Raw genomic sequence first — 21,536 nt, forward strand, 5'->3', positions numbered from 1 at the left:
TTTCCTCCGTCATTGACCTTCCTTTGTATTACTGCTGCTTTACCGGCGGCAGTAATACATTGTCTGTCCTTTTGCTATTGACAATACATAAGGCCGGACAATATTTTTCATAAATAAACACAATGAGATGGTAGTGTATATGTTTGACGATTGGCGAATTGATGAGCATAGTGACAGCCCTATCTATGAGCAGATTGCAGATTACTTCCGCAAAACAATAAAAAACGGACATTTTGTTCATGGGGATGTTCTGCCTTCGCAGAGAGATCTCTGCAGATTATTTCAAGTGAGCCGTCCAACAATCTCAAAGGCTCTGGAAATGCTTGAATATGATAAACTTATAAAAATTGAACTCAGAAAAAAGGCTGTTGTTCAGGTTTGTCAGGATAATTGCGATCATGCTCCTATTAAATGGGATGAATATACCAGAGTTGCCTCACACGTAGAGACAAGCGAAATATACAAATTTATTAATTATATAAGAAGTGATGTCAATATTACCAACCTTTTTGAAAGTTATTTCGGGCATGATTTTGCACCATATAAACCTATGGAGCAGGCTATAGAATCTGCCCGCAAAAATATACACTCCATAGATCACCACAGCAATTTCGATATAAGAGGGATACTCCCTCTCAGACAAACTATATGCAACCACCTGGCAAAAGAAGAAATTTATGCCTCTCCCTCACAGGTGGTTGTTTTTGATAATATACAAACAGCCTATTACTCTATTTTTCAGGTAATATGCGGTCATAGCGTAAACTGTTATGTCGAGGAAGAATCAGTGTTTCTGCTCGATAAGATACTGCCTGCCTGTGTCAATTTTGTTCCTGTCCAAACGGATTCCAAAGGTGTTGTTCCTGATGCTCTTTTAAAAAAGCTGCGAACTAGGCGCAAGGGGGTCTTGCTGGTTGAACCTCACTTCTCTATGCCTGCCTGTGCAACTTACCCTATACAAAGGAAGAAAGAGCTGCTTAACATCGCATCTGAGTGGAGCCTGCCTATTATTGAGTGTGAAACAATAAGAGACTGCTGGCACAGGGAGAAGCCAGTTATCAGCCTTAAGGCAATGGATGTTAACCAAAATGTAATACATATCTTCAGCCTTGCCCGTCCGTTTATGATAGCCCCAATGGCAGCAATAATAGCTCCGGAGTTTCTCGTGCCCACTCTTCTGAATGTTAAACTGAAAAACAGCGTTTATTCAGATATCTTTTCGCAGATGATCATGGAAAAACTTCTCTCTGAAAACATTTATTCTGATTATATGGACAGCGTCAGAGAAAAGATAATTGAGCGATGTGATGAAGTGGATGTCTTGCTTCACAAGTATTTTGATGGTCTGGCAAGCTGGACAAAACCAACCTACGGCGTCACATACAGGCTTAATTTCAACCAGTCGGTAACAGAGTGCATAAACACTCTGAGAAAAGAAGGCTTACTTCTTTTTCCCCCCAGCTTTTTCGGAAGCGGGAAAAACTTCATATGGTTCTGCTACACTGGCGTTTCCGTTGAAAAACTGGAGCATGCATTAAGCAGGATTTCTTTTCATATGAGACGCACTGGTAAGCACTGATAAGTTAATCTGGTAATATCGCTACATATTCATAGATAATATTTTTTTAAAATATTTAACATTTCTCACAAAAAAAACAAGTTCTTGGTAAGCTAAGTTTCCCTGCTCTCTGTGCATTTTTATTTAAATCTCCTGCGGATATTTTTATTCAAACAATTGGAGGTTTATTTATGTGTTCATTTAGTTCCAAATCTTTGAAAACAAAGTTCAAAAACCTTGCAGTGCTTTTATTCGTATCTGCGCTCGTACTGTCTGCTTCCGTGGGAGAGGCCATGGAAAACGGCAACTGGTCTTACCCCGGCGGAAATAATGCATTTCCCGCAAGGCTCACTCCCAAAGGATTAAACATCCTTAATGCCACAAGTATTCGCCATAACAGCGAACTCAAGGACAATAACGGAGATGATGTACCCATAACCTATGATGTCAGAGCAATAACAAGTAGTACCAACTTCCTTTATAACACAGGAGAAAAAGTTCTCGGCGGTTATTTAGCTCTTTATTCTGTTGTTCCCCTGCTTGACTTGAGAGTTAAAACTCCGGCGGGTGAAGACAGTGTTTCAGGTGTGGGTGACATATCTGTGGGTATAAGCAACGCTTATATATCAAAAAACTGGCAGATTATCCCGTCTCTTGAAGTAATTATGCCCACGGCTCAATATGACAAAAACGATATAGTCAGCCTTGGCTTTAACCGCTTCATCTTTGAACCTTACGTAATGCTTAACTACATGAGTGATTCCGGTTTCATAGTCGGAACAAAGACCATGTTAGATTACAGCACAGAAAACCATGATACTGATTACAAATCAGGACAGGAACTCCACATGGACTACGCAATTGGTCAGAGAATCGGAGCCTGCACATTCGGCATAGCCGGCTATTTTTATAAACAAATAACAGACGATAAAATCGGCAGCCACACTGTCAAGGACAACAAAGCACAGGCTATAGGCATCGGACCTTCTTTAGTCTACAGCAGCAATAATATCGACTTTACCTTCCAGTACACAAAGGACTACGCAGTTAAAAACAAAGGCGAAGGAGATCAGCTCTGGTTCAAGACATATATCGCATTCTGAATAAATAATCCGGCTTAAACAGCCAAAGGAGAATAAAGTGTTAAAAAATATTATCAAAACAATTTTATTAAGTTTTGTACTGCTCTGCACAGCACTTCCTGCTATGGCAGAAGATATGACAACAGACGTTGTTGTTGTCGGTGCAGGTACTTCCGGAACAGCGGCAGCACTGGCAGCACTTGAAAAAGGAGCCAGAGTTATTCTGATAGAAAAAGCCCCCTTCGCAGCAGGCGCAGGAACATTTTCAGGCGGAATGTTTGCGGCAGACAGCCCCGAACAGATAAAAACAGGTAAAACTGTTGATAAAGAATGGCTTTTTAATGTTTTTATGGAGTCAAGCAGCTACCGTGCTAATGCAAGACTTGTTAAAAACTATATCAACAATGCTGGTCGTACAGTGAAGTTTCTTATGGATAACGGAGCAGAGTTCGCTTTGTCCGATGCCGGTCAGGATGGACAAATCTGGCATCAGGATATGCCGGCGACTCACCACGGCTACCAAAACGGCGGCGGAGCGGTTAACATAGGAAAGCTTCAGAAAACATTCCAAAAGAAGGGCGGAATACTTCTTTTTGAGACAAAAGGTATTAGCATTGTTAAAGACAAAAACGGCAAGATAGCCGGTATCATTGCTGAAAACGCAGATGAGGAAGAGTTTCAGATAAATGCTAAGGCTGTGATCCTTGCTACAGGCGGTGCGGGTGCAAATGCTGAGATGCTGAAAGAGATCTATAACTCTGATAATCCTCCTCTTGGCTTTATAGGAACAGCACAGGGTGAAGGTATAAAAATGGCATGGGAAGCCGGAGCCAGAAAAGGAGACATTATAGGCGAATTCTTTGCTGTCAACCTTATACCTGATGCGATGAGGTCACTTGAGTTCAGACCTTTTGCCGATGTTCCATTTCTGAAGGTAAACACTCACGGCAAGCGTTTTATGAGAGAAGACCACGGTCTCGGATATGCTCTTTATGGTAATGCTGTTTTTGAACAGCCTAATCACACTGCGTGGGTGGTTTTTGACCAGACATCAATGGATAAGTTTAAAAAAGGCGGGCTTCAGGCGCTTGTTGACCAGTATTCCAAGTGGAAAAATTCTGACAAAGAGTTCTATGAGTTCAATGAAAAAATGGCTGCAGCAGACAGCGCAAAGCAGGCTGCAACGCCTATAGACTATACTCCTCTGCTTAAATCAGTTGAAGGCAGAGACGCCATGATCGCAAAAAGCTTGAAAGAACTCGCCAAGAAAATGGATATTGACCCTGAAACATTTCAGGCGGAAGTTGCAAGATACAACGAACTTGCCAAAATAGGCGACGTAGACTTCCACAATGAGCCGCAGTTTATGTATCCTCTTGTCAAGGCTCCTTATTATGCGATCAGATTCGCCGCAAGAAGCCTTGGAACACTGGGCGGAGTTGTTGTGAATGAAAACCTTCAGGCAGTTGACAAAAACTATGACCCCATTCCCGGGCTCTACACAGTTGGTAATGATGCCACAGGCGCTTGGGGCAACAGTTATGTTGAAATTTGCGGAGCATCGCTTGGTTTTGCATTCACATCAGGTATGCTTGCCGGTGAAGATGCAGCATCTTTTGTTAAATAGAATTCCATACTAATCCCTTAAAGAGCGCCGCAAGAATCCTTGCGGCGCTTTTCCTATAGCCTTTTGCCTCTAATTATAAATTCTTGTTAAGTTTGATAAAAAAGAATTATGAACGGCTGAGAGAACGCAATTTTACTCATTGCTCGGTCGGTGTAAATTCCCGTTCTCGTCCCCTGTAAACAAAAAAGCCTCTGACAAAAATGTCAGAGGCTTTCTCGTAGTGCCGGGGGGGGGACTCGAACCCCCACAGGATATGCTCCCACAGGATCCTTAGTCCTGCGTGTCTACCAATTCCACCACCTCGGCGGGTGATAATCTCTCAAGCGAGAACGAATTTTTATCAGCTTTATCCTTTCGTGTCAACTATAAAATTTAAAAAACTTTTCAAATATTTATGACCCGCTTATTATTAACAGATTTAATAAAAAAGGATGCCGAAATACCATATAGGGTATACCTTTTGAATAAACCGAAATATTTCGAGGATTGAATGTCCGGGATACAGAAACTTATAGTTTTATTTTGTCTTTTAATCACTTCAGTTGCCTTTGGGGCAGAGATAAAAACAGTTATTATCGGAATGGATGAGGACTACCCGCCGTATGAGTTTGTTGATGAAAAGGGCGAACCAGCCGGTCTGTTGGTGGATCTTACCCGTTCCGTTGCCAGTGTAATGGGAATGGAGATACAGTTCAGAACAGGTGAATGGCAGGACATGGTTGACAGCCTGAACAAAGGGGATATTGATGTTCTTCAGGGTTTGTCATGGTCTGAAAGCAGGTCAGAGAAGTTTGTCTTTGCACCGCCGACAACACTTGTAAACCATGCGGTTTTCGCCCGCAGAAATACAGGAAAAGTTTCAAGCCTTGAGCAGCTTGCCGGAAAAGAGGTTATAGTCCACAAGGGCGGAATAATGAACGAACAGCTTGCGGCCATGGAAAATCCGCCAAAGCTTTTCTTTGCAGGAACACCGGAGGATGTTTTAAGGTTATTGTCCTCCGGGAAGCATGACTATGCCGTTGTGCCGTTGCTGCCCGGAACTCACATAATAAAAAGGAACAGGCTTACTAACCTTGTTCCTGTGGTACAGAGTGTAGCGGTTCATAAATATGGCTATGCAGCATTCAAAGATAATACTGACCTTATCGCTCGTTTTGCAGAGGGGCTTGCAATACTCCGTCAAACAGGAGAATATGAAAGAATAAGTTCTAAGTGGCTTGGAGTAATGGACGGCAGCTTCATTTCGTGGTCCACTCTTTTTCGTTATATGCTTCTGACATCTGTACCTATGCTTGGTGTATTTGGTTTTGTGCTGCTGTGGAGCTATTCTCTCAGAAAGAAAGTCACCGAACGTACCGCGTCATTAAGCCATGCTCTTCTTGAACTTCAGGATAACCAGCGCCAGCTCATGCAGGCGGATAAGATGGCTGCTCTTGGTGTTCTTGTTTCCGGTGTTGCCCACGAGATAAATAATCCGAACGGGCTGATCCTGCTGAATACACCGATTATTCAGCGGTCATTTTCAGACATTGCACATATACTGGAAGAGTATTATGAAGAGAACGGAGACTTTCCCGTAGGCGGAATAGCATATTCCAAAATGCGTTCCCAGCTGCCTATTATGATTGAGGAAACAAACGCCGGAGCCTTGAAAATAAAGCGTATTGTAAATGATCTGAAAGATTTTGCCAGAAGAGACGATACCGGGGAAAAAGCTGTTTTTGATCTGAATACATGCCTGTGTACCGCTTTGAGGCTTGTGGAAACAGAGATAAAGAAGTCCACAGACAATTTCTCTGTGACATATGCTGCTCATCCTGCTTATATTTATGGAAACATACACCGGATGGAGCAGGTTATAGTGAATTTGCTGCTGAATTCATGCCAGGCTCTGACTTCTGTGGAAGACGGCATCAGGGCGGTTATCTCAGCAGATAACGGGAGTATATCTCTGGTTATTGAGGATGACGGTACAGGTATTAAACCGGAAGATATGAACCGTATTACCGATCCTTTTTTTACCACAAAGAGAGATACAGGCGGCACGGGGCTGGGGCTTTCTGTCTCAGAAGGCATAATTAAAGAACATGGCGGAACAATGAGTTTCGAGTCAGTTTATGGCATAGGCACAAAGGTCAGCATATATTTCCCTGAAAAATCAGGAGGCGGTGAATGAGTCTTTATCCTTCTTTCGGAATACTTATGGTAGATGATGAGCCGGGTTGGCTTCGTTCCCTTTCTATTACTCTGGAATCCGCCGCAGGGATAACCAATACCGCTTCATGTACTGATTCCAGAGAGGTTATGGGGATGCTGGAAAGCGGTGAATACCGTATTCTGCTGCTGGATCTTAATATGCCTCATATTAAAGGCGATGTTCTGCTTGGAAGTGTAAAAGAGCGGTTTCCTGAGGTTACAGTAATCGTGATAAGCGGGATGAATCTTATTGAGTCTGCCGTAGAGTGCATGAAAAAAGGCGCATCGGATTTTTTTGTAAAAACTGATCCGGCGGAAAGAATAGTAAGCGGAGTGGTAAACGCTGTAAAAATAATATCTCTCGAAAGCGAAAACAGGGCTATTTCAAAGAAACTGCTGGAGAGGAGCATTGCCAACCCCGAAGCATTTGCCGATATAATTACTACAGACCCAAAGATGTTTGCTGTTTTCAGCTACACAGAAGCTGTAGCAAAAAGCCAGCACCCTTTTCTCATAACCGGGGAAAGCGGGACAGGCAAAGAACTGCTGGCAAAGGCTGCTCACGTTCTGAGCGGACGCACGGGAAACCTTGTAACAGTTAATGTCGCCGGGCTCGATGATGCTGTTTTTGCCGATACCCTTTTCGGACACTGCAAAGGTGCTTTCACAGGCGCTGATACTGTACGCAAAGGACTTATAGAGGAAGCGTCAAACGGCACTCTTTTTCTGGATGAAATAGGCGATTTAAGCATGGCGAGTCAGGTAAAGCTTTTAAGGCTCCTGCAGGAAGGAGAATATTTCAGGCTTGGCAGTGACTTACCCCGAAGAACAAATGCCAGGATAATAGCCGCAACCCATGCAGATTTGCAGATGAAAGAGAAAGAAGGATCTTTCAGAAGGGATCTGTTTTATCGTCTGAAGACTCATTATGTTAATATTCCTCCTCTGCGTGAGCATCCCTGTGACATTGCATTGCTTGCTGAACACTTTTTAGAAGAGTCAGCAGCAGAGATGGGTATGGGAAAAATAGTTTTTGATGCAGATGTTTCGGCTTTTCTTTCCTCTTACACTTTTCCCGGTAATATCAGAGAGCTGAAAGCAATGATCTATAATGCGGTCAGTATCAGCGGCGGCAATGCTGTTTCGGCGGAAAAGTTTTTTAAAGCAGCAGGTTTGGAAAACCCCAGCGATATTAAAAGAAACTGCCTTTGCGCAAACCCTTTCAGGCAGATGCAGAGTCTTCCCCGAATAGACGAGTCAACTGAATTTCTGGTTGATGAAGCGATGAGGAGGGCGGAAGGAAATCAGACAGTCGCAGCGAGACTTCTGGGTATTTCTCAGCCTGCTCTGAGCAAAAGATTGAAAAACCGCAGTGATGTATAACTAAGGTTATACATATAACTTTCATTATAAGCCTTATTTACAAGTGCTTTAATAACCAATATCCCAAATGTTATAACTTTTGTTATAGACCTCATTATATCTGTTTATTTCTTAAACTATTTTCGTATAAGAGTTTTATTTATTCTGTGACTTTGGCACATGCATTGCATTAACTCCTGAAAGCGGCTTCGTGCCGTATTTAATTTTCTTCAATTCTCAGGAGGAATAGATGAAACGTTTAATTCTGTTTATTTTCTGCTGCATTATGCTGACGGCTTTTGCTTCGTTTGCAGCGGAAGGAAAAGCTCTCTCGGACATCCATAAGGCATCCGATATCACATGTGCTGACTGTCACGGTAAAATGAAAAAAATCACTGTGGATGACAATGAAGTCAGCGTGAATTCTTCATGTGTGAGCTGTCATGGCGGTATGGAGGAAATGGCTAAACTCAGCCATGAGGAAATCAATCCTCACGCATCTCACCTTGGTGACATCAATTGTACCACATGCCATAAAGGGCATGAAAAATCACAGCCTTATTGCCTGAAATGCCACAGTTTCCCTATGGTTATTCCCGGTTCTGATGCTCCCGAAAAGAAATGGACGGAATACGACCCTAAAGCAAAAATAGCCCGCACAGAAACAACAGATGTTGTTGTTATAGGTGCCGGAGCAGCCGGTATGACTGCGGCTATCAATGCTTTTGATGCAGGTGTTAAAGTAATAGTAATAGAAAAAATGCCCCTCACCGGCGGAAACAGTATGCTTGCTGCCGGCGGTATGAATGCTGCTGAAACAGTTTTTCAGAACAAAAAAGGGATAGATGACTCAGTACAGCTCATGTACGAAGATACAATGAAGGGCGGAAAATACATGAATGTGCCCGCTCTTGCGGAAGTTCTCGCTAAAAACTCTTCATCATCAATAGACTGGCTTACCTCTGTAGGGGCAGACATGTCAGATGTAGGACGTATGGCGGGAGCAAGTGTCTACAGAACCCACCGTCCCACCGGCGGTAAAGTTGTCGGCGCTCATATAGCAATTGTTCTCCGTAATAACGCCAAAGCCCGCAATATGGACGTGCGCCTTAATACAAAAGCTGAAAAGCTGATTGTTGATGAGGCAGGCAATGTTACTGGCCTTATAGTTCAGGGTAAACATTCCGGCACATACGCTATCAAGGCAAAAGCAGTTGTGCTTGCTGCCGGCGGTTTTTCTGCCAATGCATCAAGAGTAGCTCATTACAAACCGGAATTCGCAGGTATGACAACTTCCAACCAGCCCGGCGCTCAGGGTGAGGGAATGGTTCTCGGAGCCAAAATCGGCGCTGAAATGTGGGGAATGGATCAGATACAGATTCACCCGACAGTTGCAGCAGGCAGCCGCATACTCATCACTGAAGCAGTGAGAGGCAACGGTGCTATCCTTGTTAACTACGAAGGCAAAAGATTCGTGAATGAGCTTACCACAAGGGATAAGGCTTCTGCTGCTATCCTTGCTCAGACAAATAAATCAGCTTTCCTTGTTTTTGATGACAATGTGCGCAAAAGCCTTAAACAGATTGACGGCTACTTCCACCTTGATCTTGTGAAAACAGGCAACACTCCTGCTGAACTTGCAAAAGCTATGGGTGTTCCCGCTGATGCACTTGAGGCAACAATAAAAACATATAACGATGCTGTAAGCGCTAAGTCAGATAAAGAGTTCGGACGTCCCGATCTTCCAAGGGATTTTAAAACAGCTCCTTATATAGCAATAGAAGTGCGCCCCGGCATTCACTACACAATGGGCGGTCTGCTTATTAATACAGATGCACAGGTTATGTCCATTGACGGAACACCTATCGGCAATCTTTATGCAGCAGGCGAAGTTACCGGCGGTGTTCACGGCGGAAACCGTCTTGGCGGTAACTCTATATCAGAAACGATAACATTCGGACGCATAGCGGGTACAAATGCCGCTAATCTTGTTAAATCCAAATAGACAACCTCCGTATAACACCATACCCGCAGGATCCTTAGTCCTGCGGGTATGCCCCTATAACTTTTTATTTTCAGGCGGGTTTCTTTATGACGCTTAAAGAGAGATTTCCTGCTTTTACAGGAAGAAATTACAGACTGTTCTGGACAGCGCAGTTTACATCCCTCACTGGGGTCTGGATGCAGTCTGTGGCACAGGGGTGGCTTATATACAAGCTTAGTATGTCTCCTGCTGCACTGGCTGCTGCTGCCATAGCTCTTTCTGCGCCGGTTTTTGTTTTCTCTGTATTCGGCGGACTTGCCGCAGATTTTGTTGACCGGAAAAAACTTCTTGTTTCCACACAGATAGCTGCTTCTGTTCCGGCTTTAATCCTTTACTATCTCACTGCAACAGATAAAGCCAGCGTGGAGTGGATCATAGCGCTTGCTGCAATGACAGGGGTGGTAAACGCATTTGAATACCCGGCAAGACACGCAATGACAGCAGAAATTGTCACCAGAGATAAGCTGACAAGCGCTGTAACTCTTCAGGCTGTTGCATTCAACGCCACCAGAATGATAGGTTCTTCCGCAGCAGGTTTCATCATTGTTGTAAGCAGCCCTGCCATATGCTTTCTTATCAACTTTGTGAGCTACCTTACCGGAGCTTTGCTGTATTCCATGATTGAGCAGGAAGCTGCCTCTACAGGGGGAGATTCTGTGAAGAATACGAGAAGTATAGCAGACGGAATAAAGTTTATCCTGAAAAGACGGGACATAACAGGCGTGCTTATCATTGTTGCCGCTGTCAGCCTTTTCGGAATACCTTTTATTCCGATGCTGCCGCTTTTTGCGGAAGGAGTTCTGCACTCCGGGGCGGACGGTTTGGGAATGCTTTCGGGTATAACCGGGGCAGGTTCCATGATCGCAGCCATAACCGTAGCCTGTATGCCGGAAATAAGGCACAAAGGGCGCAATATGGTTTTTTCTGCGTTCTTTTTTGCTTTTTCCCTTTTTCTGTTTGCCAGATCTACCAACCTGTATTTCTCCATGGCGGCATTGGCTGCTGCCGGGTGGGGTATTGTCTGTATCCTTGCCCTTGCTAACTGCTTTATTCAGCACAAATGCCCCAGCCATATGAGGGGCAGGGTCATGGCTGTTTTCTCTTTCGCACTGGTAGGGCTTGCGCCTGTCGGACATGCTGTTATGGGGTATTCCGCCGGTAAGCTTGGAGTCGCAGACGCTGTTTCGATGAGTTCTTTGATATGTATTCTGATTATTATTGCCGGAGGGGTGAATTTAATAAAAAACCCCGCCTGATGCTTTCATCAAACGGGGATAAAATTTTATCTTCTATTCATCTTAGGACCCAAATGTTTCCCGTATTCCTTATCTTCATGCATTATATGGTTTTTAAGCCAGTCCTGAAGGAAACTCATGAGGTTAAATCCGATAACCTCTTTTCCTTTTTTATAGTTGTCAAGGAACTGTCCCACGGCGGCTTTGAGTTTTTCGTGTGATTTTATGTGATTGTGGCTTTGATTATAGCCGTATTTCCTGAAGGCTTCCTCTTCTGAATCGAAGTGGTAAACAGTGTACTCAACAAGCTCATTCAGCGTTTTCTCAAGCATTTGTTTGCCTGTGTCCTGTCTTATTGCGTTGTACAGGTTGTTGATTATGCTTACGAGCTTCTTATGCTGTTCATCAAACTGGTTTACTCCTGTTTCGAGAACAGATGACCATTTGATAAATTCATCTCCGTTTGTAGTGGTGAATCCGGATACGCTTCCCGCCAGACCTTTTGTAACGTCCAGAAGGTTGTTGCCGGCTATTACTGATTCGTTTGCCATGTGGAGAATATTTGAAGACATGTCGGATATTTCTATGGTGCTGTTGGACACTTCGCTGAGGGCAATATTTTCTTCTTCCATTGCTCTCACTATGCCGTTGAGCTGGCTTGTAAGCTCGTTAATGCTGTCTGCTATAGTGTTGATGGAGCTTACGGATTCACCAGAAAACTCAATACCTTTTTCAACATTTTCGACCCCTTCCTTAACCTTGCCGAAAACATCGTTGATTTTATACTGAAGCTCTCTTATAACAGCGCCTATCTGTTCTGTGGAGTCTGTTGTTTTTCCTGCGAGTTTACGAACCTCATCAGCCACAACGGCGAAACCTCTGCCGTGTTCTCCCGCTCTTGCAGCTTCGATTGCGGCATTGAGTGCGAGCAGGTTTGTCTGGTCTGCAATCTCTTTGATTGATACTACTATGTGTTCAATCTCCTCTGACTGCTTAAGGAACTCTTCAACCACCGCAGAGATGGACGATATGCTTCCGGATATATTTTCCATGCTTTTCCGGTTGCTGGAAATTATGCTTATGCCAGTTTTAACTCTTTCGCTGCAGTCCTCCACAAGCTCAAAGGATGTTTTGCAGGTGGAAAGGACACTTTGTCCGGTTGAGGTAAGCTCTTCGGCTGCGCTGGACACATTGTTGACGTTATCGTTTATTGTATTGATCTGCCCGTTAACTTCAGAGTTAACTGAAGAAAGGTTGTCAGCAAGGCTTCTTATGTTGTTTGCAGCGTGGTAAAACTCGGCTATTGTTCTGTCCAGCTTATCAAGAAGCTGATTCAGTCCGCCGCCCAGTTCCTTCATTTCCCCTCTGCACTCGTCCACCGGAACTCTTTTGGTGAGATCACCGCTGAGAGCGGCATTAAGAGTGAGACCAAATTCCTTTACACCGCAGCTAACTCTTTTAAATGCCATATAAGGTATTAAAAATGCCGGAATAAGAGCTGTGAGAATACATATGATTGAGATTGTCAGACCGGTGGAAGCAAGCTGTATCGCCTCGATACTTGCCTTATCCCCAGGCATTATCTGCCTGAAAAAGAAGAAGTTTTTAATACCGATGAATCCTGCTGTAATACCGGGCACTACGGAAATAATGATAAAAATGATATGTTTCAGAGAAAGGCGCATATGATAGACCCCCGAATAATCTGCATGCTGAATGAATAAACCCCATTCTGTTCAGATTTTTCTTACATTCTTGCAAAAGAAAATTAAAAATAGCTTTATGTTTTCTTTAAAGCAATATAAATACCTGATATATTACTGTAAAAGAAGTTAATCCTATAGGGATTATATATATATTATTAATTGTTATTCCTATTCATAATCTTTGTCAATTGAAAAAAGACGCAAACTGTTCCGCAAAGTCAAGATAGTCATAGTTTTTATGGTACATTTTGTAGTCTTTTATACGGTTTTTAATTGCCTGAACATCGCCTGCGGCGAATATGTTTGAAGGGGGAATTATTTCGGGAATAACTCCTATGTCTGATCCGATTACAGGTACTCCGCAGGACATCATCTCCATACCGACACGGCACACAGCTTCTGAACCCAGAGAGGGGATAACGCCGAGATCCATGGCGCTTATCACATCAACAACGTCATTTCTCATGCCTGTAACAGCAGTGATATTTCTGAGCCCTCTGTTTTCCAGCATTATTTTGATGTCCGACTCATCCATCCGTGCGTCAACGCCGGCAACAATAAGGCGGATGTTATCCATTCCTTCTTTTCTTAATTCTTCAATGGCACGAAACAGAGAATCGTGCCCTTTCACCGTGTCATATCTGGCAAGGATGCCAAGAACAAAGTCATTATCTGTAAAGCCGAATTCACGCCTTACTCTTTGTCTGCCGTCTTCATTGCGTGTGAAATATTCTCTGTCAACGCCGCCGTAGAGTGTTACAACTTTTTTTTCAGGCAGCTTGAGTTTTTCCAGATGAAACCTGCGCATGGATTCGCAGGATGTGACAACTTTATCCACTGCATTGTGATACAGCCAGCGGGAGAGGGCATCCGCCTTGGGGGGTCTGCGGTCGCCCCTCACCCTGACCAGCTTCCACTTCGGTCTTTCCCAAAAACGAACATGGGTGAAGTAGAAAAAAAACTCGCCTCTGTGGCATACTACCACGTCCGGCTTAAATTCTCTGACAGCTTTCTTAAATCTGAGTGCCGACTGAAGAAGATTCAGAGGGTTCAGACTGTTCAGTTCCGCTTCAAAGGTCTGAATGCCCGCCTCTTTAGCCTTTATGACCGGAGGTGTGTCGGGAAGACCCATTACTGCTGTTTTGTGACCCAGAGCCTCAAGCCCCAGCGACAGCATGTGGGCGTACCATGCGGTAGCGTTATACCACCTTACATTAATAACATTCAGAACCTTCATTATATCTGCTTTTTCCCTTAATCCTGCTGATACCTGAGATACGCGGGAATATCAAATTCCTCTTCCTTGGCGTCGCTCACAGTTTTAAGGGAGTGATCTCTCTCGGTAATTTTAGCCACTTTCTCTTTAAAAGTAGAGACATGCTTGGGCTGTTTATTCAGAAAGCTTTCGAGTTCGGGGCTCTTAGCCTGCTTTTTTTCTTTTTTGCCGAGACCTGTGGCTACAACAGTAACTCTGATTGAGCCGTTGAAGTTGGGGTCAATAACCACACCTTCATAGATATTGGCGTTGTCACCAGCGCTGTCATGTATCTTGGTGGCGATGTTCTGCACCTCGTGCATCTTAAGGTCTTTGCCGCATGCGATATTAACAAGCAGACCTTCTGCACCGTGGATGCTGATGTCCGCAAGAAGGGGAGACTTAAGGGCACGTTCTGCAGCTTCTATATCTCTGTTTTCTCCGGACGCTTCGCCGATTCCCATGAGCGCCATGCCTTTTGATTCCATGATGGAGCGTATATCAGCAAAGTCCACGTTGATATATCCGCTTCCGTTAATGGAGTCACTGATACCCTGAACACCCTGTCTGAGAACATCGTCAGCCATTCTGAACGCATCTTCAAAGAGCGTGTTGTCTTTGCATTCAGCGGTGATTCTGTCGTTAGGAACAACAATGTAAGTATCCACATGGTTTTTCAGGAATTCAAGCCCCTGTTCTGCGTTGCTGTTTCTCTTTTTGCCTTCCCAAGTGAAGGGTTTTGAAACAACAGCCACTGTAAGCGCTCCGAGTTCCTTTGCAACACTTGCTATAACAGGTGCTGCGCCTGTTCCTGTTCCGCCGCCCATTCCTGCTGCAATGAAAACCAGATCAGCGCCTTTAAGCTGTGCTTCAATGGCTTCCATGTCTTCAATTGCGGCTTTTTTGCCCTGTTCGGGTATTCCGCCTGCACCGAGCCCTTTGGTCAGTGTTGTACCGAGCTGGATTTTATTCGGAGCCTTACTGTTACGCAGAGCCTGCTGGTCTGTGTTTGCTGCGATAAATTCCACGCCTTCGATACCGTGTTCAATCATGTTGTTAATGGCGTTTCCGCCCGCTCCGCCGACGCCGATCACTTTGATGCAGGCGCCCTGCTTCACATCTACAAATTCAAACATACAAACCCCCTGATATGTTTAAAAGAACTCTTTTAACCATCCTTTCATTCTCTGGAATATACTTCCGAAGACTTTCTCTTCGCTGCCTCTTGAGAGCTTTGCTCCTGCCTTTCCTTTTCTGGTGGCGTATATGGCAAGCCCGACAGCAGTGGCGTATCTGGGATCTGAAACCAGATCCGTCAGTCCGCCTATATTTATAGGTCTTCCCACCCTTACGGGTGTGTTAAATACATTGGTGGCAAGTTCTTCGATGCCCTCGAAATTGCTCAGGCCTCCTGTTACCACTATGCCTGCTCCCATGAGTTCGAGGAGTTTGTGCTTCTGAAGCTCTCCTTTGAACATCTGGAAGACTTCCTCTCCCCTTGCCTGAAGAATCTGTGTGAGAACAGGTTTGCTTATCTTGCGCGGCGGTCTTCCGCCAACTGTGGTCACGTTTACAGTTTCATCATCAGAAACAAGTGGCATCCACACGCAGCCGTGTTTGATCTTAAGCCTTTCAGCTTCTGATTCAGGCGTGCTTAAACCTATGGAGAGGTCTTTTGTAAAGTGGTTGCCGCCTATCTGAAGAATAGCAGTATGGTAAACCGCACCCTGTTTATAGACAGCCATATCGCATGTTCCGCCGCCGCCGTCGATGAGGCATACGCCTATCTCTGTTTCATCTTCGCTGAGTACAGCCTTTGCGGAGGCGAACTGCTCAAGTATTATATCATCAACCGTAATGCCTGCTTTTTCGCAGCATTTTACGATATTTGTTGCTGAAGAAACCTGCCCTGTGACTATGTGGACATCCACCTCAAGGCGGACACCGCTCATCCCCACGGGATATTTTATCTCTGTCTGTCCGTCAAGTATGTACTGCTGAGGTATAACATCGAGTATCTCCTCACCGAGCTGCATATTGTACGCAGAGGCGGATTCTATAACCCTGTCTATATCCTGCTGGGTTACTTCCTTGTTTTTGACTGCTATAGTTCCTCTGGTGTTGAAGCTTTTTATATGTCCGCTGGCAAGTCCTGCTGTGACGCTTTTTATTTCCACGCCGGACATCCTTTCTGCTTCTTCCTTTGCTTTCTGGATGCAGGCTACGGTTTCTTCTATATTGACAACAACACCTTTGCGGACGCCTTTTGAAGGAACGCTTCCTATGCCCAGAATGTCTATACTTCTGTCAGCGTTTTTTCTGGCGACAACCATGCAGACTTTTGTCGTCCCTAGGTCAAGCCCGACATAAATATTATTATCCTGAGACATTTTTCACCCCATTCACGTATATTTTTCCACGCAGCCTCATGTCAACGTAATCCACCCTTGCGTATTTGCCGCTTATCCTGCTGTTGTATATCCTGAACATATCGGTGACGCTTTCGTCATATCCGCATTTGTAAAGAACACCGTCAACCACAAGCTCAAAATGCATTGGCTTCAGCAGGGCACGGCTGCCGTGCATTTCGGGTGTTTTGTCGTATATTTTCAGGAAACTGACAAGCTGCTCTTTATCTGTTCCCCTGTACATTACTGTTTCCCCTCCTGTGCATTTATCAGGCACAAGAGTTCCGCTTGCGGCGGCTATATAACATTCCTTTCCCATCCTTACTGCGGCTATGGGTCTCTCCTCAAAGATTGTGACCTTAAGCGTGTCGGGAAAGATTTTTTTTATTTCAACCTTTTCCACCCAAATGTCATCAATCCGGTGGAGCCTGTTTTCATCAAGGTCAAACATGTTTTTTCCGGCGAGGCTTCTGGCAAAGGCGTCCACCTTGGCACGGTCAGTGCGGATTACACCCTGAACATTAACGGTTTTCACAAGGAAGTATTTGCTGCTTCCTGTCATTTTCACTATGCCGGCCGCAGCCCAGACGACTCCGCCTGTGAGTAATGCGAAAACTGTCAGAACAAGTGTGACTTTGAAAAAACCTTTCTTTTTCATAGCTACCTCAGCGCATCGCCTATCATTGCCGTTACAAGTTCGGGAAAGCTTATTCCCTCTTTTGCCGCTGCCTGCGGAAGAAGGCTTGTTTCTGTCAGTCCGGGGAGGGTGTTAATCTCCAGAACCCAAGGGGTTTTGCCGTCGTACATTATGTCAACCCTTCCGTAAGAGGCGCACCCCAAACTTTCAAACGCATGTAAAGCTTTGTCTTTTATGAGCTTTTCCTCATCTTCAGTGAGTCCGGTCTCAAATACATACTCGGTGGCTCCCTTTGTGTATTTGGACTGATAGTCATAAAAGCCCGATTTCGGTCTTATCCATATTATCGGCAATACTTTAGAAGACAATATGCCTATTGTAAGCTCTTTTCCGTTTATGTACTGTTCAGCTATGACCCTTTCATCGTAGATGAATGCTTCTTTTTTCCCTTTTTCAAACTCTTCCTCTGTTCCAGCAATGGTAATGCCTATGGTTGAACCTTGCCTGCAAGGCTTTATAACACAGGGCATAAAGGGTGCTTTGCTTTCTCTTTTAAGCTGTATGTAGTCCGGCGTGGGAACATTGTTCAGGGCGAATATCACCTTGCTTAAAAGCTTATCAAAGGCGATTGTGCTTGACTGGCTGTCCGACCCTGTACAAGGTATATCCATAAGTTCAAGCATTCCCTGTATACGTCCGTCCTCGCCGAATGTTCCGTGAAGACTGTTGAAGCACACATCAGGTTTAAGCTCAAGGAGACGGGCTGGAAGGTCATGCCCTGCATCAACAAGAGTCACATCGGTGAAACCTGCTTCCTGCAATGCCTTTGCCGCTGCTGCGCCGCTTCTTAAAGAAACTTCTCTTTCTGCTGACAGTCCGCCGTAGAGGACGGCTATTTTCTTATTTTTCATGTTTTTTCTCCAGCCATGCGGCAAGCTCGCCGGAAAATCTGGTCACGCTTCCCGCACCCTGTGTGAGTATAAGGCTGTTGTCGCAGCCGGACTCATCAAGGTATTTATAGAGATCATCAAATGAGGGGATGTAATGCACGTCCTTAAAGCCTCTTTCCTTAATCTCTTTAACAAGCGCCTGCGCTGTGACCCCCTCTATGGGTTCTTCGCTGGCGGCGTATATGTCTGTGATGAACAGCCTGTCCGCATCAAAAAAACATGTGGAAAACTCATTCATAAGTGTCTGTGTTCTGGAATATCTGTGCGGCTGAAACACAACCACTATCTTCCTGCTTCCGTATGCCTCTCTGATGGCTTTCAGAGTGGTTTTTATTTCTGTGGGGTGATGTCCGTAGTCGTCAAGTACAGTGCAGCATTCACTGTCATAGCGGACAGTAAGTCTTCTCTGCACTCCTTCAAACTCCTCAAGGGCTTTCTTACACACACGGAAGGGTATATCAAACTCCGTGGCAACGGCTATTGCCGCCAGAGCGTTCTGTACGTTGTGATCGCCTGGGAAGTTAAGGTTAATACGTCCCTGAGGCTTGCCGTTTATGACCACGCCGAATGATACTGAAAAACCATGTTTTTCAATGTCGGCGCTGTGAATGTCCGCCTGTGCGGAGAGTCCGTATGTTACAAACCTCCGGTCTATGCGTTTGATCAGCTCCGCTGTGTTGGCATCATCTATACAGAGTACATTGAGCCCGTAAAACGGCACACGGGAGGCGAAGTCACGGAAGCAGTCCTTAACCTCGTCCATTGTTGCGTAAGTGTCAGTGTGTTCAAAATCTATATTAGTGATCACCGCCGCTGTGGGCTGAAGCATGAGGAAGCTTTTGTCCGATTCGTCAGCTTCGGCGATCATTATATTACTGTTTCCTTTGAGAGCGTTTGAGTCTCTTCTGTTGAGGATTCCGCCCACAACAACAGTGGGGTCAAGCTCCGCCTTGTTGAAGATCTCCGCTATCATCGATGTTGTAGTGGTTTTTCCGTGGCTGCCCGCAACCGCAATGGAGTATTTCATCCTCATGAGTTCTGCGAGCATTTCGCCCCTTTTGATTACGGGTATAAAATTCTCTCTGGCATAAACCAGTTCGGGGTTGGTGCATCTCACTGCCGAAGAGAAGACAACTGCGTCTGCACCTTTTGCGTTTTCAGCCTCATGCCCTATGAAGACTCCGATGCCCATTGCCCGCAGGCGTTTACAGTTTGCACTGTCGGCAATGTCCGAACCTGTTATCTTAAATCCCATGGAGTGAAGGATTTCGGCAAGACCACTCATGCCGATTCCGCCTATACCTACAAAATGTATATTCCGTACTTTCCCGAATACTTCAGTCAAGTTCCATACCTCTTATAATTATTTCAGGGCTGTTCAGGTACTTTATACCTGCCAGCTTTTCTGCGACTTCCGGTTTCTGCGACCATTCCGCAAGCTCCATGAGCCTTGCAGGTGTCGCTCCGCTTTCGGTCATTACCTTTGCTATGCCGAGTTTTTCGGCAAAAAGAGCGTTGTAGAGCTGATGTTCATCCGCAGCCTGTGCGAACGGAACAAAGACCGCAGGGCGCCTTGCATACATGGTTTCAAAAACCGTGCCGGAGCCTGAGCGGGCTATCACAAGATCAGCCTTTTCGTATTCCTCCGCAACGTTTTCTATGTAGCTGCGCACATCTGCCTGTGCTGCTTCAGTGCCGTAGTCCTCAAGGGCTTCTTCATATAGCTTCGCACCTGCCTGATGGACAATACTCCATCCTGCTTCGGTGAGGCCTTTTGCGGATTTTGCCATGAGCCTGTTTAAAAACCTGCTTCCCTGACTGCCGCCGAGGACGAGGATACGCTTGGTGTTCACGCTTTTGGGCTTGAATGAGGCAAAATCTGCTCTTACAGGATTACCCGAATGAACTGTTTTACCCTTTGCCTTCAAAGTGCCTTCAAATGAAAGGAACACCTGCCTGCAGAAAACTGCAAAAATCCTGTTAGTAAGCCCCATTACGCTGTTCTGCTCATGGAGATACAGCCTTGCGCCTTTCAGTACAGCGGCTATAGCCGGCGCTCCAGCGGCAAAACCGCCTGTGAGAAGCACCGTATCGCTCTTCTTTATCTTTTTAAGCATCCCGAAGATCTCTCTAAAAAGGAGGACAATAGAACGGATTCTTCCGCCTATGCCGATTCCCTTAAGAGGTGTCTGCGGCTGCTCGTAAAACTTATATCCTTTAGTTGAGAGTATCTTTCGCTCGATCCCTCTGTCAGAGACCATGAAAAATACTTCAACACCCTTATCCTTAAGATAATCTGCAACTGCTATGCCCGGATAAAGATGACCGCCTGTTCCGCCGCCCGCTATCACAAGCCTTTTCTGCAAGGCGTGAGACTGTTCCCTTGTTTTCATGAACCTGCCTCTTCTGCGCTCCGCAGGAGAACACCGACCATGAAAAGAGAACTCATCATGTTTGAACCTCCGTAGCTCACAAGGGGAAGACCTATTCCCTTAGTTGGGAGGAGTCCGGTAACAACGGATATGTGCAGCAGTGCCTGAATGAACAGACTGAAAGCTATACCGAATGTAAGCAGTTTATAAAAAAGCTCTTTATGTTTCAGAGCCACCTTAACGCAAATTATAAAGAACGCAGTCACTATCACCAGTATGGCAAGTGAGCCTATCAGTCCGGTTTCCTCGGCAATGATGGCGTATATGAAGTCTGTGTGTGCTTCGGGGAGGAAGTAAAGCTTCTGTGATGAGTTGCCTATTCCCTTACCGAAGAAGCCTCCGCTACCAACGGCAGTGAGAGACTGCACAAGCTGATAGCCTGTTCCGTAGCGATCTTCCCAGGGGTCAAGGAAGCTCATTATTCTGCCCCTTCTGTAACCCATGAGAAGCCCTGCGGTTATAATAGGAGCGATGAACCCTATGACGCCGAGAATGTGGCGCATGTGCGCACCGCCTATCAGAAACAGCGTGAACGACACGCATATTATAAGCAGTGTTGTTCCGTAATCCGGTTCGCTTAATATAAGTGCGCCTATTATCCCCAGCATTATGGAAGCGGGGAGGAAACCCTTGGTAAAGTCATTTAGCCTGCCTTCCTTCTTGTCAAGGTAGTGGGCAAGGTAAAGTATGCAGGTGAACTTAGCCAGCTCCGAAGGCTGAAGGCTGAATCCGGGCAGAAGAATCCACCTGTGTGAGCCGTTCAGCTTAGGGAAAAAGAACACTACTATAAGAAGCGCCAGTGTCACAAAATACAGAGCCGGGACAAACTTTCTCCATGATTTCAGGGGAATGCTGTACGCACCGTACATAAGTCCCAGCCCTATAAACACTGCGAGAAGCTGCTTGTTGAAGAAGTAAAGCTCGCCCTTATCAAGCCTCAGAGCCTGAATTGACCCTGCAGAGAATACGAATATCAGCCCCGTGGTCATGAGGATGGAAGCGAGTATCAGAATTTGCAGCCTGTCGTCTTTTATCTCAAACACT

At 45.2% G+C, this 21,536-nt stretch carries 16 protein-coding genes and 1 tRNA gene; 7 read left to right on the forward strand and 10 right to left on the reverse strand.

The annotated features are described in order from the left end of the window. Nucleotides 1-139 precede the first annotated feature (139 nt). The 3 genes from ACYRYY_RS11370 to ACYRYY_RS11380 all read left to right on the forward strand — a co-directional run bounded on the left by ACYRYY_RS11370 (nt 140) and on the right by ACYRYY_RS11380 (nt 4,267). Nucleotides 140-1,579, forward strand: a complete 1,440-nt coding sequence (locus tag ACYRYY_RS11370) for an aminotransferase-like domain-containing protein (RefSeq protein ID WP_460215727.1) — start codon at nt 140-142, stop codon at nt 1,577-1,579. Nucleotides 1,580-1,749: 170 nt separating this feature from the next. Next, nucleotides 1,750-2,661: a SphA family protein gene (locus ACYRYY_RS11375; protein ID WP_460215728.1), complete on the forward strand. Its 912-nt coding sequence runs from the start codon at nt 1,750-1,752 to the stop codon at nt 2,659-2,661. A gap of 37 nt (nt 2,662-2,698) precedes the next feature. Then, nucleotides 2,699-4,267: an FAD-dependent oxidoreductase gene (locus ACYRYY_RS11380; RefSeq protein WP_460215729.1), complete on the forward strand. Its 1,569-nt coding sequence runs from the start codon at nt 2,699-2,701 to the stop codon at nt 4,265-4,267. A gap of 221 nt (nt 4,268-4,488) precedes the next feature. On the opposite strand, the gene ACYRYY_RS11385 is transcribed toward ACYRYY_RS11380, so the two are convergent. Beyond that, nucleotides 4,489-4,573: transfer RNA gene (locus tag ACYRYY_RS11385), tRNA-Leu, on the reverse strand. A gap of 184 nt (nt 4,574-4,757) precedes the next feature. On the opposite strand from ACYRYY_RS11385, the gene ACYRYY_RS11390 reads away from it, so the two are divergent. The 4 genes from ACYRYY_RS11390 to ACYRYY_RS11405 all read left to right on the forward strand — a co-directional run bounded on the left by ACYRYY_RS11390 (nt 4,758) and on the right by ACYRYY_RS11405 (nt 11,125). Then, nucleotides 4,758-6,443, forward strand: a complete 1,686-nt coding sequence (locus ACYRYY_RS11390; RefSeq protein WP_460215730.1) for a transporter substrate-binding domain-containing protein — start codon at nt 4,758-4,760, stop codon at nt 6,441-6,443. Beyond that, nucleotides 6,440-7,846, forward strand: a complete 1,407-nt coding sequence (locus tag ACYRYY_RS11395; protein WP_460215731.1) for a sigma-54-dependent transcriptional regulator — start codon at nt 6,440-6,442, stop codon at nt 7,844-7,846. Before ACYRYY_RS11390 ends, ACYRYY_RS11395 begins: the two co-directional genes overlap by 4 nt. Before the next feature lie 229 nt (nt 7,847-8,075). Continuing rightward, the gene (locus ACYRYY_RS11400; RefSeq protein WP_460215732.1) at nt 8,076-9,830 is read left to right on the forward strand and encodes a flavocytochrome c; all 1,755 of its coding nucleotides are present in this window, start codon (nt 8,076-8,078) and stop codon (nt 9,828-9,830) included. A gap of 86 nt (nt 9,831-9,916) precedes the next feature. Beyond that, on the forward strand, nt 9,917-11,125 hold the full coding sequence (locus tag ACYRYY_RS11405) for an MFS transporter (RefSeq protein ID WP_460215733.1): 1,209 nt from the start codon (nt 9,917-9,919) through the stop codon (nt 11,123-11,125). Between the two features lie 26 nt (nt 11,126-11,151). On the opposite strand, the gene ACYRYY_RS11410 is transcribed toward ACYRYY_RS11405, so the two are convergent. From ACYRYY_RS11410 to ftsW, 9 genes are all read right to left on the reverse strand, one after another. After that, on the reverse strand, nt 11,152-12,789 hold the full coding sequence (locus ACYRYY_RS11410; protein ID WP_460215734.1) for a bacteriohemerythrin: 1,638 nt from the start codon (nt 12,787-12,789) through the stop codon (nt 11,152-11,154). A 205-nt stretch (nt 12,790-12,994) separates the two neighbouring features. Then, the gene (locus ACYRYY_RS11415) at nt 12,995-14,047 is read right to left on the reverse strand and encodes a glycosyltransferase (protein WP_460215735.1); all 1,053 of its coding nucleotides are present in this window, start codon (nt 14,045-14,047) and stop codon (nt 12,995-12,997) included. Between the two features lie 17 nt (nt 14,048-14,064). Continuing rightward, nucleotides 14,065-15,201 carry a cell division protein FtsZ gene (ftsZ, locus tag ACYRYY_RS11420; protein WP_460215736.1) on the reverse strand — a complete coding sequence of 379 codons (1,137 nt, stop codon included), beginning with the start codon at nt 15,199-15,201 and terminating at the stop codon, nt 14,065-14,067. A gap of 18 nt (nt 15,202-15,219) precedes the next feature. Further along, a complete protein-coding gene (ftsA, locus tag ACYRYY_RS11425; protein WP_460215737.1) occupies nt 15,220-16,455 on the reverse strand; it encodes a cell division protein FtsA in 1,236 nt (411 codons plus the stop codon). Beyond that, nucleotides 16,442-17,131, reverse strand: a complete 690-nt coding sequence (locus ACYRYY_RS11430; RefSeq protein WP_460215738.1) for a cell division protein FtsQ/DivIB — start codon at nt 17,129-17,131, stop codon at nt 16,442-16,444. The genes ftsA and ACYRYY_RS11430 overlap by 14 nt, the downstream gene beginning before the upstream one ends. A gap of 2 nt (nt 17,132-17,133) precedes the next feature. After that, nucleotides 17,134-18,021 carry a D-alanine--D-alanine ligase gene (locus ACYRYY_RS11435; protein ID WP_460215739.1) on the reverse strand — a complete coding sequence of 296 codons (888 nt, stop codon included), beginning with the start codon at nt 18,019-18,021 and terminating at the stop codon, nt 17,134-17,136. Continuing rightward, a complete protein-coding gene (murC, locus tag ACYRYY_RS11440) occupies nt 18,011-19,405 on the reverse strand; it encodes a UDP-N-acetylmuramate--L-alanine ligase (RefSeq protein ID WP_460215740.1) in 1,395 nt (464 codons plus the stop codon). The genes ACYRYY_RS11435 and murC overlap by 11 nt, the downstream gene beginning before the upstream one ends. Next, on the reverse strand, nt 19,398-20,453 hold the full coding sequence (gene murG / locus ACYRYY_RS11445; protein ID WP_460215741.1) for an undecaprenyldiphospho-muramoylpentapeptide beta-N-acetylglucosaminyltransferase: 1,056 nt from the start codon (nt 20,451-20,453) through the stop codon (nt 19,398-19,400). The genes murC and murG overlap by 8 nt, the downstream gene beginning before the upstream one ends. After that, complete coding sequence (gene ftsW / locus ACYRYY_RS11450) at nt 20,450-21,535, reverse strand: putative lipid II flippase FtsW (RefSeq protein WP_460215742.1); 1,086 nt, start codon at nt 21,533-21,535, stop codon at nt 20,450-20,452. The genes murG and ftsW overlap by 4 nt, the downstream gene beginning before the upstream one ends. Nucleotide 21,536: the final 1 nt, after the last annotated feature.

The organism is Geovibrio sp. ADMFC3 (assembly GCF_054687035.1).